Below are 17,301 nucleotides of genomic sequence, written 5' to 3' on the forward strand. Positions count from 1 at the left end.
TTTATTAAATCTTTTATAGGTGAATTACTTCGTCGTAAGCATCTGCAACGGCTTCCATTACTGCCTCGCTCATCGTTGGATGCGGGTGTACCGCTTTAAGCACTTCATGACCTGTAGTTTCAAGCTTTCTTGCTACAACGGCCTCTGCAATCATATCGGTAACCCCGGCACCAATCATGTGGCAACCTAACCATTCACCGTATTTAGCATCAAAAATTACTTTCACAAAACCATCTGAAGCACCGGATGCCTTTGCTTTTCCACTAGCGGAAAAAGGAAATTTACCAACTTTAATGTCCAAACCTTTTTCTTTTGCTTGTTTCTCTGTGAGGCCGACTGAAGCAATCTCTGGGGAACAATAAGTACATCCTGGAATATTTCCGTAATCCAATGGCTCAACATGCATGCCGGCTATTTTTTCCACGCAAAGAATACCTTCAGCAGATGCCACATGGGCCAATGCTTGACCAGGAGTCACGTCCCCAATAGCATAGTATCCAGGAATATTTGTTTGATAGTAATCGTTCACCAAAATCTTGTCCCTATCGGTAGCAATACCAACATCCTCAAGACCTATATTTTCAATATTGGTCTTTATACCAACGGCGGATAAAACAATATCAGCTTCCAAGACCTGTTCTCCTTTAGCAGTTTTTACAGTGGCCTTTACACCCTCACCGGAAGTATCTACTGAGGTTACTTCTGCGGACGTCATAATTTTAACTCCCGCCTTTTTAAAGCTGCGCTCCAATTGCTTGGATACATCCTCATCTTCTACGGGAACGATGTTGGGCAAATATTCCACTACGGTTACCTCAGTACCCATAGAATTATAGAAATAGGCAAATTCAATACCTATGGCACCACTGCCTACTACAATCATTTTTTTAGGTTGCTCCGGAAGTGTCATGGCTTCCCTGTAACCAATTATTTTTTTACCGTCCTGGGGTAGACTTGGTAATTCCCTGCTTCGGGCACCGGTCGCAATAATAATATGCTCTCCACTATACTCCGTTTCCTTGCCGTCTTCCCCTTTTACAGAAATTTTCTTTCCGGATTTTAAGGTTCCGTAGCCCTTTATGACCTCAATCTTGTTTTTTTTCATCAAGAATTGAACACCTTTGCTCATGCCGTCGGCCACATTTCTACTTCTTTCAACAACGGCACTAAAATCCTTGTCCACACCTTCGGCCATTAAACCATAATCCCCTGCATGTTGTAAATACTCGAATACCTGGGCGGACTTTAACAATGCTTTGGTTGGGATACATCCCCAATTAAGGCAGACACCACCTAAACTCTCCTTTTCAATTATAGCGGTTTTAAAACCTAACTGAGAAGCTCTAATAGCAGTAACATAACCTCCAGGTCCACTACCCAAAACAATAACATCGAAAGTGCTCATATTTAATTCTTTTTGTGGTTGAAATTCGAGGGGCAAAAATACAAAACCAAATCGGAAATTTATCCGAGGCAGATAAGTTTTATAAAATTAGGAGCTATTGTGAGAATAATAGTGTGTAAGTAATATCGAATCCAATATAATTAAGGAAATGATTTGCTGTTCCAAACTACTTATCTTCTACAAAATCCAAAGCTACTCCGTTGATGCAATGCCTTAAACCGGTAGGTGCAGGACCATCCTCAAAAACGTGACCTAAATGCCCACCACAGGTAGCACAATGTTCTTCTGTTCTTTTGTAGCCAATTTTGTAATCCACGTCGTAGCCAACATTTCCTTCAATTTCCTGATAGAAACTTGGCCATCCTGTCCCTGAATCAAATTTGGTCTCACTTTTAAAAAGTGGGGTTCCACATGCCGCACAGACGTAGGTTCCTTTTTTCTTATTGTCCAAAAGTTCACTGGTAAAAGGATTTTCGGTAGCGGCTTTTCTAAGGACATAGAATTCGGCATCGGTCAGTTCCGCTTTCCATTCCGCCTCTGTTTTTTGAACTTCGAATTCCTTGGGATTATCATTATTTTGGCCGGAAGCCATTTCTTTTTCTTGGGAAACACCTTTACAACTGACAAAAAGTGTCAAAACTATTATTAGAACAGAAATTTTCATGAGTGTTTTTTTGATGTGTCGTTAAATGTTTGGAAACCTTTCAAATTTAACTTAGATACGTAGAACTTTTAGTTAAGGTTTTCTAAATGGATTTAAATAAAAAACCCCGATTAATCGGGGTTTGTACATTTTTATCAATGTAAAATTACTTTAAGATCACTTTTTGTACATCATTCTCCGTAACCCCAAGTCTGTTCATTACCGAATTTATGTTTGTTACATCCAATTTGCCGGTTTGTGCTTCCTCTGCAGGTAATATGGCAATTCTGAATACTTGGTCGTCTGTGTCCGCAGGAAGTAGGGTGCCCATATCAAAATCTGCCTCCAAGAAAATGCTTACATCAAAAAAGGTATAATCAAAATTGTATTGAAGAAGTCCTTGGTCTATGATTCTAGTTTGAGGCATCAACCTCCAAATATCTACAGGATCGCCATTACCATCTTCTGTCTGGTCCCATAAGAGATATACCAAAACGACATCGGTTTCAAAAACTTCAATGGTTTGGGGAAATTCATAAAATATGGAATAATCATTTCCTGCATCAAATGTTCCCTGAATATCAACGACTTTACCCAATATGTTAACACCGTCCTCACCATCGATACCATCCCGTCCATCCAAACCGTCAAAACCTGGAGGTCCCTGTGGGCCTTCACAGGATATAAAAAAGATGGCCATAACAAAACTTATTAAAAGAATAGATATTTTTTTCATGATATAAAGATTTTATGGTTTATCACAATTAATTTTAATCAAGTTATTCAAAAAGCGTTCCAATTTTAGTATTTTAGGAAATATATCCTAAAAATCTGAAATTGATTTTGGGCGGTTGTTCCCTTAAAGTTGTTTAGATTTACGGTTACCAAAAACTAAATATGTCTAAAGTTATTCCTCATTCATTATTCACGGATTTTGATATCGATCTTTTTAAAGGTGGCAAACATTATCGTTTATATGATAAATTGGGTTCCCATATCATTGAAGTGGACGGAAAAAAAGGGACCTATTTTGCGGTATGGGCACCATCGGCTAAATCCGTATCGGTTGTCGGCGATTTTAATGGTTGGAATTCTAATGACCACAAGTTAAATGTAAGATGGGACGCCAGTGGAATTTGGGAAGGCTTTATTCCACAAATAGGCAAGGGCGAAAAATATAAGTATAAAATACAATCCCATAATAATGATATTTGGACGGAAAAGGCCGATCCCTTTGCACGCTTGTGCGAGCATCCTCCCAAAACGGCTTCTGTTGTATGGTCTGCCGACTATGAGTGGAAGGATACCGATTGGATGGATTACAGAAAGGATAAGAATGGTTTGGATAGGCCTTATTCAGTTTATGAGGTTCATATAGGCTCATGGAAAAGAAACCCTGGAAACAACGTTCTAACTTACAAGGAATTGGCAGATGAACTGGTCTCCTATGTGAAAGAAATGGGATACACCCATGTAGAGTTTATGCCTATTATGGAATACCCCTATGATCCTTCTTGGGGATATCAATTAACAGGCTATTTTGCACCAACATCCCGTTTTGGAACACCAGAGGAATTTAAATTATTGGTGGATACATTTCATCAGAACGACATTGGGGTCATTTTGGATTGGGTGCCATCCCATTTTCCAGAGGATGCCCACGGTCTCGGTTTTTTTGATGGGTCACATTTATACGAACATCCTGATAGGAGAAAAGGATATCATCCAGATTGGAAAAGCTTGATATTCAATTACGGTAGAAACGAAGTAAGGGCTTTTTTAATCAGTAATGCACTTTTTTGGCTGGAACAGTTCCATGCAGATGGATTAAGGGTAGACGCTGTCGCTTCTATGTTGTACTTGGATTACTCTAGGGAAGATGGCGAATGGGAGCCTAATATGTACGGTAATAACGAGAACCTGGAGGCCATGTCCTTTATAAGGGAACTGAACCAAGAGGTCAACGCTAGTTTTAATGGAGCGGTACAGACCATTGCCGAAGAGTCCACTGCATTTTCCGGTGTCTCCAGACCCGTTGAATACGGAGGTTTGGGGTTTGGCATGAAATGGATGATGGGATGGATGCACGATACCTTGGAATATTTTAAGAAAGAGCCTATTTACAGAAAACACCATCAAAACGATTTGACATTTAGTATGACCTATGCGTTTACCGAGAATTTCATGTTGCCGTTTTCCCATGATGAGGTAGTATATGGCAAGCAATCCTTGGTGTACCGGATGCCGGGTGACGAATGGCAACGGTTTGCGAACCTGAGGTTGTTATTTGGTTATATGTTTACCCACCCAGGCACCAAATTAATGTTCATGGGAGGGGAATTTGGCCAAACCTCTGAATGGAATTTTCAAAATAGTTTGGATTGGCATCTCCTGCAATATGAGGTACATACAGGAGTGCAGCAATTTGTAAAGGATTTGAATGCATTGTACAAGAATTCTCCCGCCCTGTATGAAAAGCAATTTAGCCCGGAAGGTTTCCAATGGATTGACTATGGCGACCATGAAAATTCTGTACTTACCTACATAAGAAAAGGTCATGATACCAAGAACGACGTTATAGTTGCTTGTAACTTCACTCCGGTGGTTAGGGAGAACTACAGAATAGGGATACCAAAAAAAGGGAAATTAAAGGAAGTTTTAAATAGTGATGATGTTAGATATGGTGGAACGGGTAGAACAAATCCAAATATAAAGAGTTCTACCAAACCTTGGCACGGGCATAAAAAATCCATCGAGATAACCATTCCACCTTTAGGGGTGGTCATTATCAAGTAGCAAAAAATTGGCACTTGCCATATAAGTTTATTTTAGGATAATGTTTTATAATTATCCTTTATTGTTCTTCTTTTGCGGATATCAATAACCAAAATGATATGATTACAAATACGGAGCTGGAATATAAAGGAAATTTGTATCCCAATCACATTGTCGAATTCAAACAAGACAACGATAAACTATATTTTACTTCGGAAAACGGTGTAATTCTACAGGTTACCATTCTACGAGGAAGTGTAATTCGTTTTAGGTATGCCACTAACTATGTCTTTGAACCGGATTTTTCTTATGCCATTGACGAGGAGGCATCCTTGGGGTATAGTATACTGGACGTAACCGAGAACGAAACTGAATATCTCATTAAAACGGCCAGATTACAACTTTTGGTAGATAAAATGACCCTGCGCACCCAGATTTCCGATCTGGAAGGCAATATTATCAACGAGGACGAGGCGGGCTTCCATTGGGAGGAAAATTATGAGTATGGTGGTAATACGGTTAAAATGAGTAAAATGACTCAGACTGGTGAGAGTTTCTATGGTATGGGAGACAAATCCACACATAGCAATTTAAAGGGTAAAAGGGTCGAGAATTGGGTAACGGATTCCTATGCCTATGGTAAGGACCAAGATCCACTTTATAAGGCGATTCCTTTTTTTATAGGACTAAATAAAGGAAAAGCCTATGGCATTTTCTTTGACAATAGTTTTAAGACCCATTTCGATTTTGCCCATGAGCGCAGGAACGTTACAAGTTTCTGGGCGGATGGTGGAGAAATGAACTATTACTTTTTCTATGGTCCGGATATGTCTACAGTTGTGTCGGCTTATTCCAATTTAACGGGTACCCCGGAACTTCCACCTCTTTGGGCATTGGGCTTTCATCAATCCAAATGGAGCTATTATCCAGAGAGTAATGTTAAAGAAATTACAGCGCTATTCAGGGAAAATAAAATACCATGTGATGCCATTTATCTGGATATTGATTATATGGATGGTTTCCGCTGTTTTACTTGGGATAAAAACCATTTTCCTAATCCAAAAAAAATGATCTCCGAATTAGAGGAGGATGGCTTCAAGACGGTGGTAATGATCGACCCGGGTATCAAAATTGATAGGGATTACTGGATTTATAAGGAGGCTTTGGAGAACGACTACTTTTGTAAACGTGGGGATGGTCCATTGATGCACGGGAAAGTTTGGCCGGGAGAATGTAATTTTCCTGATTTTACAAATCCCGAGGTACGCGAATGGTGGGCGGAGCTATACAAGGAATTTATGTCGGACATCGGTGTACATGCTGTTTGGAACGACATGAACGAGCCTGCCGTTATGGAGGTGCCTAGCAAAACAGCTCCTCTGGATACGAGACACAATTACGACGGACATCCCTGTACCCACAGAAAGGCCCACAACGTCTATGGCATGCAAATGGTTCGTGCGACTTATGAAGGTGTTAAGAAGTATGTATATCCTAAAAGACCTTTTGTAATTACTCGAGCTGCATTTGCAGGGACCCAAAGATATTCTTCCACATGGACGGGGGATAATGTTGCCACTTGGGAGCATCTATGGATTGCCAACGTTCAAGTGCAACGAATGTGTATGAGTGGTTATTCCTTCGTGGGGTCGGATATAGGGGGGTTTGCAGAGCAACCCAACGGCGAACTTTTTGCAAGATGGATTCAACTGGGTGTGTTCCATCCGTTCTGTAGGGTTCATTCCAGTGGCGACCATGGAGATCAAGAACCTTGGTCATTTGGGTCGGATATTACGGATATCGTTAGAAAATTCGTGGAAATACGCTATCAGTTATTGCCCTACCTATATACCATGTTCTATAAGTACAGCAAGGATCATGTTCCTATGTTGAAGCCACTTGTCTATTATGATCAGGAGGATACCCAAACGCATTTTAGAACGGACGAGTTTATTTTTGGAAATCAAATATTGGTGTGTCCCATACAAGAACCAAATGCCCAAGGTAGGAGAATGTATTTCCCAAAAGGGAAGTGGTATGATTTTTGGACTCAGGAAACTCTGAATGGAGGTAAGGAACGTTGGGTAACCGCTGAGTTGGATAAAATACCCATTTATGTAAAAGCAGGTTCGGTCATACCAAAATATCCCGTACAACAGTATGTAGGGCAAATGGTGATAAAGGAACTCATATTGGATACCTATTTTAAGTTGGGTATTGAGACATCGGAGGTATATGAGGATGCACAGGATGGTTTCGACTATAAAAAGGGCAGGTATTCGCTTCGAAATTTTAAATTGACAGGAAAGGAGAAATCCTTGACCATACAGCAATTCAAGGATGGTAGCTTTGTAACTAGTTATGAAAAACTAAAATTCAACTTTTATGGATTACCGTTTAAGATTGGAAAGGTTCATGTGGATAATGAGGAAGTAGATTTGAAGTCAATGGATTCAATCAAGGAGAATTCAATGTTGATAGACAAAAACTTTACGCTTTTGCACATAACCTCAAAATAAAAATTTTGTAATTTTCGATGATAGAGTAAAACACTAGAACCATGAAAAGAATAGTATTAATATTGACCCTTTTTTTAGCGGTTTCAGCTTGTAAGGTGAACCCGTTTACCGGGCAAAAAACATTGAATTTTTATCCAAATAGTCAAATTTTTCCAATGGCCTTTGCCCAATACGATCAATTTTTGGGAGAAAATAAGGTTGTTGAAGGAACATCCGAAGCCCATATGATAACTAGGGTAGGGCAAAGAATCTCATCGGCTGCAGAACGTTGGTTGGCTGCTAATGGATATCCTGGCTATTTAAATGACTACAAGTGGGAGTACAATTTGGTAAAGGACGAAACAGTGAACGCTTGGTGTATGCCAGGTGGAAAAATTGTATTCTATACGGGTATTCTTCCCATTTGTCAAGGCGAAACAGGTGTAGCTGTAGTAATGGGACACGAGGTTGCCCATGCCTTGGCCGATCATGGTGCACAAAGGATGAGCGCAGGAACTTTGCAACAAATTGGCGCCGTAGCTGGAAATATAGCCATTCAAGACCCAGAAAAAAGAAATATGTTTAACCAAGCTTATGGTGTTGGTTCCCAGTTAGGGGTTATGTTACCTTTTAGCCGAAGCCATGAGACGGAAGCAGATCGTATTGGGCTACAGATAATGGCCATTGCTGGATATGACCCTTACGAAGCGGCTGAACTTTGGAAAAGAATGAAGGCCCAAAGTGGAGGGCAGGCACCACCAGAATTTATGAGTACACACCCGTCCAATGACACTAGGATAAACAACTTAACGGCTTGGGCACCTGAAGCAGCGGCCGAAGCTGCCAAATTTGGGGTGACAAGTTTTAAATAGATCATCACAATTTATTGTATATTGAGGCCGTTCCAACGAACGGCTTTTATTTTTTTGGATGGCAAGAATATTGGTTTTAAAGGGAAGTAAAAAGCTATTGAACGCTTGGGCGTTCTATGATTGGGCCAATTCGGTTTATAGCTTGGTAATCTCGTCCGCGGTTTTCCCCATATTTTATGGGGCACTTTTCAGGGTGGCGGAAATTGAAAAAGTGACTGTTTTTGGGGGAGAAATTGCAAGGGCCCCACTTATTAGTTATACAACATCCCTTGCTTTCGTATTTATTGCCATTATCACTCCATTAATTTCAGGAATAGCTGATTATCTAGGGAACAAAAAAATCTTCATGCAGTTCTTTTGCTATCTTGGAGGATTGTCCTGTATCGGTTTAAACTGGTTTTCACTTGAAAATATATATTTCGGGCTACTATGTTATTTTTTTGGTCTTGTGGGTTTCTGGGTAAGTTTTGCCATCAACAACTCATATCTGCCAGATGTGGCATATCCGGAGCAACAAGATGCCGTAAGCGCAAAAGGTTTCTCTTTAGGGTATATTGGTAGTGTATTGCTGTTATTGGTGAATTTGGCCATGGTAATGAAACCTGAGCTATTTGGTATTACTACGGATGTTAATGGGGTAGCTGAAATAAAGGCGATGAAATATTCATTCGTGTCCGTTGGAATATGGTGGATAGTTTTTGCTCAATATAGTTTTTACTATCTCCCTAAGGGAAACAAAAGGGAAGGTGTACGAACAAATGTTATTTTGAACGGATTTAATGAACTAAAAATGGTTTGGCACCAGTTAGGAAACCAAACCCGGTTAAAAAGGTATTTAGGCGCATTCTTCGTTTATAGTATGGCGGTACAGACGGTAATGCTCATTGCTACTTATTTTGGCGAGGAAGAAATAGGATGGGGCTCGGATTCAGAACGAACTACAGGTTTAATCATTAGTATCCTAGTCATTCAAATCGTAGCCATTTTTGGGGCTTCGGTTACAGCTTGGGCCTCCAAAAATTTCGGGAATATCAAAACACTCATAGTGATAAATGCATTATGGGTGGTCATTTGTATCTATGCCTATTTTTTGATTACGCCGACCGATTTTTATATCGCTGCCGGATGTGTAGGATTGGTCATGGGTGGTATCCAAGCCTTATCGCGTTCCACGTATTCCAAATTCATACCCGAAACCAAGGATACCACTTCGTTTTTCAGTTTCTATGATGTTGCCGAAAAAATAGGAATAATCATTGGAACATTTCTGTATGGATTCATTGCCCAGTTCACCGGAAGCATGAGAAGTGCCATAATTTTTTTGGGAATCTTCTTTCTAGTGGGAATGTTGCTGCTGACTAGGGTAAGGCCATTAAAAAAGCCCCTTTAATAAGGGGCCTTCCAGTAGTTGATTGTTCGTTTTTCTGATTTTAATATTTTGAAATGTCACCGGAACCGGAGCTTTTGGTGTCCACTTTTTCCGGATTGCCCTTGTAGGAAATATCCCCAGAACCGGATACTCTTGCTTTTAGCATTTTGTTGGCCGTAACTTTAATGTCTGCTGAACCGGAAACGGTGGCATCTACATTGTCTGCTTCCAAATCGAACGCCTTTATATCTCCGCTACCCGATATGGTAGCATCAAAATCTTTCGTGCTGCCGCTCAATGTAATATCCCCGGATCCAGACATACTTGCACTAACGGAGTCGCTGTCCACATCCAAGGTAATGTCCCCGGAACCGGACATGGCCGTATCCAATTTATCCGTTTTTATTGTGGTCTTGCCCACAATATCCCCTGAACCGGACAGTGCTATGGCATCTACACTTTCAACGGGAACGGTTATAGTAATACCATTGTTCCAAGAGGATGGTTTTAGGTTAACACCTCTTTCTGTCTTGATTTCCAATTTTCCATTTCTCACCTCCGTAATTATGTATTCCAACAAGTTGGATTCTCCTGTTAACGTTAATTTTCCTTCGTTTCCATCTACAAGAATAACATCGAACCAACCGGATACCCCTATGGCATCATAGTCCTCTGTTGTTCTGTTGATAGTTACTTCATCTCCATTTCCTTTTATTCTTTTACCCCATTGAGCGGAGCATGAAACTGTCATGGCCAAAACGATGGCTAGTGTTGTGATTTTTTTCATTTTTTAATTGATTTTAAGCTGAACACTGTTCAGGTTTTGATTGATATTAATTTTTAGTAAAACTTATACCTCCGTAATCACTGTTCAAGGTAACCATATTTCCGCTGCCTTGGCTTCCATAATACCCTTCGTAGTGTTTTGATGAAGATTTTTCAGTACTTATGTTGACTACAAAATCATCCTTGCCACTTACTCCAGCGTAGCTTGTAGTAATATTGAAGTCGAAATGATAATTGGGACTATATCCAATTTTGACACCAGTATAATCTGTTCTGATATCAACGTCTCCGGCATCCTCGGCCAGTTCATCTATCCTTATTGATCCGTAGTCCGATGAAATATCTACATTGCCATGAACGCTTCCCATTTTTATGGTAATATAGTCGCCATTTCCATTTATATTTTTAACACTTCCAATTTCCATTTTTCCATAATCACTGCTATAATCCAAATTATCCATCTGGTCTATTCTGGCATTGGTATAGTCTGCAATTACTTTAAGGTCACCTGCTTTTTCCACAGTGAAACCGGAATAATCTGCCCTAATTTCACCACTGTTCATAAATTCTATGGTAGAGTTTGAGGTGTAGTCAAAGTTCAACTGGTTGTTTCTGCCCATCAGTTCCCCAATTTCTAGCCTTCCATAGTCGCAACTTATTTTGGCATGTCCGTCAATACGGTCCAAAATGATGGATCCATAGTCGTTATCCAGGTTTACACTGTTTTTAACGGGAAGTTTGATAGTATAGTTGATTTGCATGTTGACATTGTTGTTCTTGCCCCAATTCCATCCCCAACCACTTTTGTGGTCGTTAAATTCCGTTTCTGCGGATACAATAGAGCTGCTTGCATCAAAATTTACTGAAATTTCATCCAGTTTTTGCTGTACTTTTTCCTCGTTGTTGCCATTGGTCTTAATATGGACCTCGATCATTATCCTATTTTCGTTCCATGAAGTAATGTTCAAATTACCATAGCTGTTGTCCACTTTCAAAAGGGCATCAGAATTTACATTAAACTCCTTTTTAATGGTTTTTTCCTTGGTATACTTGCCATTTAGTTTGCCCCCATTGTCCGCTAAAATAATCATAGGGCAAAATAAAAATAATAGTATGCTGTATTTAAATAGTAAAGTTTTCATCATCGTATTTTTTTAAATTCTTTATGGTTTCGATTTGATTCAAGACATCGTTCAATAAGTCGATCCTTGTTTGAAAATTGGTAATCATGGCACTAAGGATTAGTTTACTATTGCCACCTTCCAACAATTCGTTTTCTAAAATTTTATAATCTCGCTCCAGTTTTTTAAGCTGGTCCATGGTGTCGGAAATGATTTTTTTTGTTTCGGGGCTTTCTTCTGCCTCCAATTCTTTCACTTGCTGCTCGATTAAACTGGCAAAGTAAAATTGGGTATTTGCTACTTCAGGTGAAATGTCTGCCACTTGTTCTTCCAAACTTGGGTTTAAGTCCAATTGCCCGTACACCAATGCGACCAAGAGCGCCAAAGATGCGGCAATGGACAAAGGTTTCCACCAATTAAAATGCGTTTTGCTTAAAGAAACAGTTTTGTCGCTGTTACTATTAAGTTTTGCAAAAAACCTTTCTTGGTGACCTGTTACCGGTTCCTCTGTATCAAATTGGCCCTGAAGGTTTTTGAACAGATCTTCTAAATTTTCTTTTTCCATCAGTTTTCAATTAATAATTGTTTTCTAAGACTTTCTTTCGCCCTGGAAATAGTAGTTCTACAATTGGCATAGCTTATATCCATAATAGAACTAATTTCTTCATAATCATACCCTTCGATCAAATGTAAGGTCAAAGAAATTCTGTAATTATCTTTTAAGCGTTTCATGGTTTCCATTACTTTTTGAGCCTTTTGTTCAGCAAACACATGATCCGAAGCAATTCCGTCATTATCTTCGACCTTGTACATTAAATCATCCAGTGCAACTTCATTTTTTTTACGTTGCTTTTTGTAATGGTAAATACTTTTGTTTACTACAATTCTTTTTAGCCATGCGCCAAAAGTAACCTCACCTCTAAAAGTATCCAGTTTCGTAAACGCGTTCAAAAACGATTCCTGCATAACGTCTTCGGCTTCCGCACTATGTTTTACAATTCGCAAAGCTGTATTGTACATCGCTTTGTAGTACCGATTGTAAACTTCCATTTGTGCACTTTGCTTACCTTCCTTGCACGATTGTAATAAATCATCAATATGTACCTTACTTTGGCTCAAAAAGTGATTGGTTTGTATAAAGATGAGTCAATTTACCGATTGTTACAGTTTGGAGAAAAAGATTTTATAAATTGAGTGAAATTATAGGTAAAGAAGGGCCAAAAAATATAACCAAAATGACCGAGAGGGAAAAAATGTTACAGGGAAAGGATTATGACTCGCGAGATCCTGAGTTGTTAAAACAATACTTCTTTGCCAGAGAGCTTCTCAAAAAGTACAACAACCTTGATGCCCACCTTTTAGAGGCAAAACAGGAAATTCTATTTGAGCTTTTTCAATACGTAGGGAAAGGTGTTTGGATTGAAGCTCCATTTTTTTGTGATTACGGTAATAATTTATCCATTGGGGATGGCACTTTTGTAAATATGAACTGTGCTTTTTTGGATAACAATAAGATTAGTATTGGAAAAAATGTGCTCATAGGACCCTACGTTCAAATTTATACCGCTTCCCACCCTTTAAAGGCATCTGAAAGGATTGTTGAACGTAATGATGGTGCATCCTATTTAACATCAAGCAAGCCGGTAAAAATTGGGAATAAAGCATGGATAGGAGGGAATTCCGTCATTTGTCCCGGAGTAACTATTGGTGATAATGTAACCATTGGTGCAGGTAGCGTAGTGACAAAGAATATCCCCGATAACACCCTTGCCTTTGGTAACCCCTGCAAAATCATACGGGAATTATAACGTTTAGGAATAAAGATTTGAATGCTTTTAAGGCCATTTTCATGTACAGTTTACTTCTTGCCACATATGGCACAGGAATTGAATAAAGTAAAGTGTAGAAAGACTAAAAAGCGATAAAAACCCTGTAAGCAAGGTCTTTCAAGGGTTTTTAAATTTTTAACGAAAAAAAATTACTGTCCATTTAATGACAGAATGACTGATATATGAGTATGGGAGATTCTAAATTTTCAAATTTTGACAATATGTCTTTACAGGGCATCGATCAGGATTCCGAGTTAATTCCGTTGCTTACCGCCGAGGATGAAGAGCAAATGAATAGTGAGCAGTTGCCGGAAACCCTGCCTATTTTACCCCTTAGGAATACCGTCCTGTTTCCTGGAGTGGTAATACCTATTACAGCGGGAAGGGATAAATCCATCCAATTGATAAAGGATGCCAATAATGGCAGTAAAGTTATTGGTGTGGTATCCCAAAAGGATGAGGAAACGGAAAATCCGGATATTAAGGATATCAACACACTAGGAACTGTGGCTAGAATTCTACGGGTTTTGCAAATGCCAGACGGCAATACCACGGTCATAATCCAGGGTAAAAAGCGCTTTGAAATAGCAGAGGTACTTACCAAAAAGCCATATATAACTGCTACCGTACGCGAAACGGAAGAAATTAGGCCAGATAGGAGCAATAAGGAATTTATTGCGATTATAGAATCGATTAAGGATTTGGCCTTGAGAATTATCAAGGATAATCCCAACATACCCAGTGAAGCTTCATTTGCGATTAAAAATATTCAGAGCGATTCGTTTTTGATAAATTTCGTGTCCTCAAACCTTAATTTAGGAGTAAAGGAAAAGCAAGACCTTCTCGAGATAGGAAGTTTGCAGGATAGGGCGTTGGCCACCCTTAAATATATGAATATAGAACTCCAAAAATTGGAGTTGAAGAACGATATACAATCCAAGGTACGTAGTGATCTGGACCAACAGCAGCGTGAATATTTTCTTCACCAGCAAATGAAGACCATACAAGAGGAACTTGGTGGTGTTTCCTATGATGAGGAATTGGAGGAAATGCGTATGCGTGGAAAGAAGAAAAAATGGAGTAAAAAGGTCAAGGAGCATTTTGAAAAGGAACTTGCCAAGATGCAACGTATGAATCCGCAGGTGGCAGAATATTCCATTCAAAGAAATTATCTGGACCTTCTGTTGGATTTACCATGGAACAAGTATTCCAAGGATAAGTTCGATTTAAAACGTGCTGAGCGAATTCTGGATAGAGATCACTACGGATTAGAGGATGTAAAGAGAAGGATTATAGAATATTTGGCAGTTCTAAAACTTCGAAATGATATGAAGTCACCTATTCTTTGTCTCTATGGTCCCCCGGGTGTAGGTAAAACCTCTTTGGGTAAATCCATTGCGGAAGCCTTGGGTAGACAATATGTGCGTATGTCCTTGGGAGGTCTACGTGACGAGGCCGAAATTCGCGGGCATAGGAAAACGTATATAGGGGCTATGCCGGGTAGGATTGTTCAAAACCTTAAAAAGGCCGGGACTTCCAATCCAGTCTTTATTTTGGATGAAATTGACAAGCTGTCCAATAGCCATCAAGGCGACCCCTCCTCGGCAATGCTGGAGGTTTTGGATCCGGAACAAAACAACGATTTCTATGATAATTTCTTGGAAATGGGGTATGACCTATCCAAAGTGATGTTTGTGGCGACTGCTAATAACTTGGGAAATATCCAGCCTGCCTTAAGGGACAGAATGGAAATTATCAACGTAAGCGGATATACCATAGAGGAAAAGGTGGAAATAGCAAAAAGGCATTTGTTGCCCAAGCAGTTGGAGGAACACGGATTGGACTCGAGCCACTTGAAAATAGGAAAACCCCAGTTAGAGAAAATTGTTGAAGGATACACTAGGGAATCTGGTGTGCGATCTTTGGAGAAACAAATTGCTAAAATGGTCCGCTACGCTGCAAAGTCAATCGCCACGGATGAAGAATATGATGTTAAGGTCACCAATGCGGATATTGAGAAGGTTTTGGGCTCGCCAAAAATGGAGCGTACCAAATATGAGAACAACGAAGTGGCCGGTGTAGTTACAGGATTGGCTTGGACCAGTGTTGGGGGTGACATTTTATTCATAGAATCTATTTTGTCAAAAGGTAAAGGCAATTTGAGTATTACTGGGAACTTGGGCAAAGTAATGAAAGAGTCTGCCACGATTGCTATGGAGTATATCAAATCCAATGCAGATAGATTTGGGATTGACCCCTCTGTATTTGAGAAATATAACGTTCATATTCATGTGCCGGAAGGTGCAACTCCAAAGGACGGGCCAAGTGCCGGAATTACGATGTTGACATCCTTGGTATCCTTATTCACCCAAAAGCGAATAAAGAAAAGTTTGGCCATGACCGGTGAAATTACCTTGAGAGGCAAGGTGTTACCGGTAGGTGGAATCAAAGAAAAAATACTTGCGGCCAAAAGGGCGCGCATTAAGGAGATTATTCTTTGTGCAGAAAATGAGCGGGACATCAAAGAAATTAAGGAATCCTATCTAAAAGGTTTAACGTTTCATTACGTTACCGAAATGTCGGAGGTTATAGATATAGCATTAACGAACCAAAATGTGAAAGGGGCAAAGAAATTATAAAAGGTTTTCAGTTATCTTTATAACATGAATAAAATCACTATTGCCATTGATGGTTTTTCTTCCACGGGAAAAAGTACCTTGGCAAAGCAATTGGCCGAAAAGCTTGGATATGTCTATGTGGATACAGGGGCCATGTATAGGGCGGTAACTCTATATGCCATGCAAAATGGGTTTATAGTTAATGGCGATATAAATAAAGTTGGCCTCACAAAGCATTTGGACAAAATCCAATTAAAATTTGTTTTCAATCCGAAACTAGGTTTTGCCGAAATGTTTTTGAACGATGAAAACGTAGAAAGACAAATAAGAACCTTGGAGGTTTCCAAAAATGTAAGTCAAATTGCCGAAATCAAGGAGGTGAGGACGCAATTAGTTTCCTTACAACAGGATATGGGAAAGAGCAAGGGTGTGGTAATGGATGGTAGGGATATTGGAACCGTGGTATTTCCTGATGCCGAACTTAAAATATTCATGACCGCAAGCCCGGAAAAAAGAGCGGTAAGACGTTATAAGGAATTACTTGACAAAGGGGAGGACGTTGTCTATGACGATATCCTCGAAAATGTCCAAAAAAGGGACTATATAGACTCCCATCGAAAAAATTCCCCTCTAAAGAAGGCCGAAGGCGCCATAGAGTTTGATAATAGTGATATGGGATTGGTCCAACAATTTGAGCGGATTTATGAACATGCCCTTCGGGTCATTGAAAAACATCAATAAAAAAACCCGTCACTGAAAATGACGGGTTTTTTCATAAAATTTAATTCTTACAAATTTGGAATGACCAATACTTGTTCTGGATGAATTACATCGGGATTGCTAAGTATGTTCGTATTGGCAGAAAAAATTTGTTTGTATTTCATAGGATCTCCATAATAATGTTTGGCAATTTTACTTAAAGACTCGCCACTTTTCACAATATGTCTATGGTAGACAGATTCGTCTTCTACAGTAATATTAGCCTTTATATCGGATGGGTGCTCCCCTCCAATTTCTTTTATTTTGTCCCAAATAATGTTTTTCTCATATTGAGTTTTTGCCATTCCTTTAACTTTAAGAATGTCCCCTTCAACAGAAACATTTCCATCTTTAATTCCAAGTTGTTCCCCAAGGTCTAGAACTGGCTGATATTTCGCTTTAACGCTCATAATTTACTCGATTTAATGGTTAATATATTGAGCGTGTAAGGTACTAATATTTGACTAAAACCTATTGAAAAAATTAAAATAGAATAATGTGTGGTCCAATAGCAATACAACTTCTTGTGTATTAATTAATTTAGTATTATTTTTGCACTCCTTTTTTCGGCAAGTATATCAAGAGGAAACAGGGTGCTAAAAACGAATAAATAATAACTTTCATAA

Annotated in this window: 15 protein-coding genes; 7 read left to right on the top strand and 8 right to left on the bottom strand. The window is 39.3% G+C overall.

All coding sequences use genetic code 11. The annotated features are described in order from the left end of the window. Positions 1-13: 13 nt before the first annotated feature. From lpdA to CJ263_RS14945, 3 genes are all read right to left on the bottom strand, one after another. The gene (lpdA, locus tag CJ263_RS14935) at positions 14-1,405 is read right to left on the bottom strand and encodes a dihydrolipoyl dehydrogenase (RefSeq protein WP_094998018.1); all 1,392 of its coding nucleotides are present in this window, start codon (positions 1,403-1,405) and stop codon (positions 14-16) included. A 166-nt stretch (positions 1,406-1,571) separates the two neighbouring features. Then, positions 1,572-2,069: a peptide-methionine (R)-S-oxide reductase MsrB gene (gene msrB, locus CJ263_RS14940; RefSeq protein ID WP_094998019.1), complete on the bottom strand. Its 498-nt coding sequence runs from the start codon at positions 2,067-2,069 to the stop codon at positions 1,572-1,574. Positions 2,070-2,214: 145 nt separating this feature from the next. Next, positions 2,215-2,784 (bottom strand): collagen-like triple helix repeat-containing protein, encoded by a 570-nt coding sequence (locus CJ263_RS14945; protein ID WP_094998020.1) that lies wholly within the window; start codon positions 2,782-2,784, stop codon positions 2,215-2,217. 161 nt (positions 2,785-2,945) lie between these two features. Between CJ263_RS14945 and glgB the strand changes: the two genes are divergently transcribed. The 4 genes from glgB (at position 2,946) to CJ263_RS14965 (ending at position 9,583) form a co-directional block, all read left to right on the top strand. Beyond that, entirely contained in the window at positions 2,946-4,844 is a 1,899-nt protein-coding gene (gene glgB, locus CJ263_RS14950; RefSeq protein WP_094998021.1) for a 1,4-alpha-glucan branching protein GlgB, read from the top strand. A 98-nt stretch (positions 4,845-4,942) separates the two neighbouring features. After that, the gene (locus CJ263_RS14955) at positions 4,943-7,342 is read left to right on the top strand and encodes a glycoside hydrolase family 31 protein (RefSeq protein WP_094998022.1); all 2,400 of its coding nucleotides are present in this window, start codon (positions 4,943-4,945) and stop codon (positions 7,340-7,342) included. A gap of 41 nt (positions 7,343-7,383) precedes the next feature. Beyond that, positions 7,384-8,193: a M48 family metallopeptidase gene (locus CJ263_RS14960; RefSeq protein WP_094998023.1), complete on the top strand. Its 810-nt coding sequence runs from the start codon at positions 7,384-7,386 to the stop codon at positions 8,191-8,193. A gap of 58 nt (positions 8,194-8,251) precedes the next feature. Beyond that, on the top strand, positions 8,252-9,583 hold the full coding sequence (locus tag CJ263_RS14965; RefSeq protein ID WP_094998024.1) for an MFS transporter: 1,332 nt from the start codon (positions 8,252-8,254) through the stop codon (positions 9,581-9,583). 40 nt (positions 9,584-9,623) lie between these two features. Here the strand turns inward: CJ263_RS14965 and CJ263_RS14970 are convergent, their stop codons facing one another. Genes CJ263_RS14970 through CJ263_RS14985 form a run of 4 tightly spaced genes read right to left on the bottom strand, consistent with a single transcriptional unit; the run spans position 9,624 to position 12,588 of the window. After that, positions 9,624-10,349 carry a head GIN domain-containing protein gene (locus tag CJ263_RS14970; protein ID WP_094998025.1) on the bottom strand — a complete coding sequence of 242 codons (726 nt, stop codon included), beginning with the start codon at positions 10,347-10,349 and terminating at the stop codon, positions 9,624-9,626. Between the two features lie 46 nt (positions 10,350-10,395). Beyond that, a complete protein-coding gene (locus tag CJ263_RS14975) occupies positions 10,396-11,490 on the bottom strand; it encodes a DUF4097 family beta strand repeat-containing protein (RefSeq protein WP_094998026.1) in 1,095 nt (364 codons plus the stop codon). Beyond that, entirely contained in the window at positions 11,471-12,034 is a 564-nt protein-coding gene (locus CJ263_RS14980) for a hypothetical protein (RefSeq protein ID WP_094998027.1), read from the bottom strand. Before CJ263_RS14980 ends, CJ263_RS14975 begins: the two co-directional genes overlap by 20 nt. After that, entirely contained in the window at positions 12,034-12,588 is a 555-nt protein-coding gene (locus tag CJ263_RS14985) for an RNA polymerase sigma factor (protein ID WP_094998028.1), read from the bottom strand. The genes CJ263_RS14980 and CJ263_RS14985 overlap by 1 nt, the downstream gene beginning before the upstream one ends. A gap of 116 nt (positions 12,589-12,704) precedes the next feature. Between CJ263_RS14985 and CJ263_RS14990 the strand changes: the two genes are divergently transcribed. The 3 genes from CJ263_RS14990 to cmk all read left to right on the top strand — a co-directional run bounded on the left by CJ263_RS14990 (position 12,705) and on the right by cmk (position 16,657). Further along, positions 12,705-13,277, top strand: coding sequence for a sugar O-acetyltransferase (locus tag CJ263_RS14990; RefSeq protein WP_094999268.1), 573 nt, complete (start codon positions 12,705-12,707; stop codon positions 13,275-13,277). A gap of 209 nt (positions 13,278-13,486) precedes the next feature. Next, a complete protein-coding gene (gene lon / locus CJ263_RS14995; protein ID WP_094998029.1) occupies positions 13,487-15,937 on the top strand; it encodes an endopeptidase La in 2,451 nt (816 codons plus the stop codon). 24 nt (positions 15,938-15,961) lie between these two features. Beyond that, on the top strand, positions 15,962-16,657 hold the full coding sequence (cmk, locus tag CJ263_RS15000) for a (d)CMP kinase (RefSeq protein ID WP_094998030.1): 696 nt from the start codon (positions 15,962-15,964) through the stop codon (positions 16,655-16,657). A gap of 47 nt (positions 16,658-16,704) precedes the next feature. Here cmk and CJ263_RS15005 read toward each other — a convergent pair whose 3' ends face one another. Further along, positions 16,705-17,085: a LysM peptidoglycan-binding domain-containing protein gene (locus CJ263_RS15005; protein ID WP_094998031.1), complete on the bottom strand. Its 381-nt coding sequence runs from the start codon at positions 17,083-17,085 to the stop codon at positions 16,705-16,707. Positions 17,086-17,301 lie beyond the last annotated feature (216 nt).

Source organism: Maribacter cobaltidurans, from assembly GCF_002269385.1.
Classification (GTDB): Bacteria; Bacteroidota; Bacteroidia; order Flavobacteriales; family Flavobacteriaceae; genus Maribacter; species Maribacter cobaltidurans.

Coding starts and splice junctions, on each gene's coding strand:
- CJ263_RS14970 (WP_094998025.1), bottom strand. CDS start 10,349: ATGAAAAAAATCACAACACTAGCCATCGTTTTGGCCATGACAGTTTCA.
- CJ263_RS14990 (WP_094999268.1), top strand. CDS start 12,705: ATGACCGAGAGGGAAAAAATGTTACAGGGAAAGGATTATGACTCGCGA.
- CJ263_RS14955 (WP_094998022.1), top strand. CDS start 4,943: ATGATTACAAATACGGAGCTGGAATATAAAGGAAATTTGTATCCCAAT.
- CJ263_RS14980 (WP_094998027.1), bottom strand. CDS start 12,034: ATGGAAAAAGAAAATTTAGAAGATCTGTTCAAAAACCTTCAGGGCCAA.
- CJ263_RS15005 (WP_094998031.1), bottom strand. CDS start 17,085: ATGAGCGTTAAAGCGAAATATCAGCCAGTTCTAGACCTTGGGGAACAA.
- CJ263_RS14965 (WP_094998024.1), top strand. CDS start 8,252: ATGGCAAGAATATTGGTTTTAAAGGGAAGTAAAAAGCTATTGAACGCT.
- CJ263_RS14975 (WP_094998026.1), bottom strand. CDS start 11,490: ATGAAAACTTTACTATTTAAATACAGCATACTATTATTTTTATTTTGC.
- CJ263_RS14960 (WP_094998023.1), top strand. CDS start 7,384: ATGAAAAGAATAGTATTAATATTGACCCTTTTTTTAGCGGTTTCAGCT.
- lon (WP_094998029.1), top strand. CDS start 13,487: ATGGGAGATTCTAAATTTTCAAATTTTGACAATATGTCTTTACAGGGC.
- lpdA (WP_094998018.1), bottom strand. CDS start 1,405: ATGAGCACTTTCGATGTTATTGTTTTGGGTAGTGGACCTGGAGGTTAT.
- glgB (WP_094998021.1), top strand. CDS start 2,946: ATGTCTAAAGTTATTCCTCATTCATTATTCACGGATTTTGATATCGAT.
- cmk (WP_094998030.1), top strand. CDS start 15,962: ATGAATAAAATCACTATTGCCATTGATGGTTTTTCTTCCACGGGAAAA.
- CJ263_RS14945 (WP_094998020.1), bottom strand. CDS start 2,784: ATGAAAAAAATATCTATTCTTTTAATAAGTTTTGTTATGGCCATCTTT.
- msrB (WP_094998019.1), bottom strand. CDS start 2,069: ATGAAAATTTCTGTTCTAATAATAGTTTTGACACTTTTTGTCAGTTGT.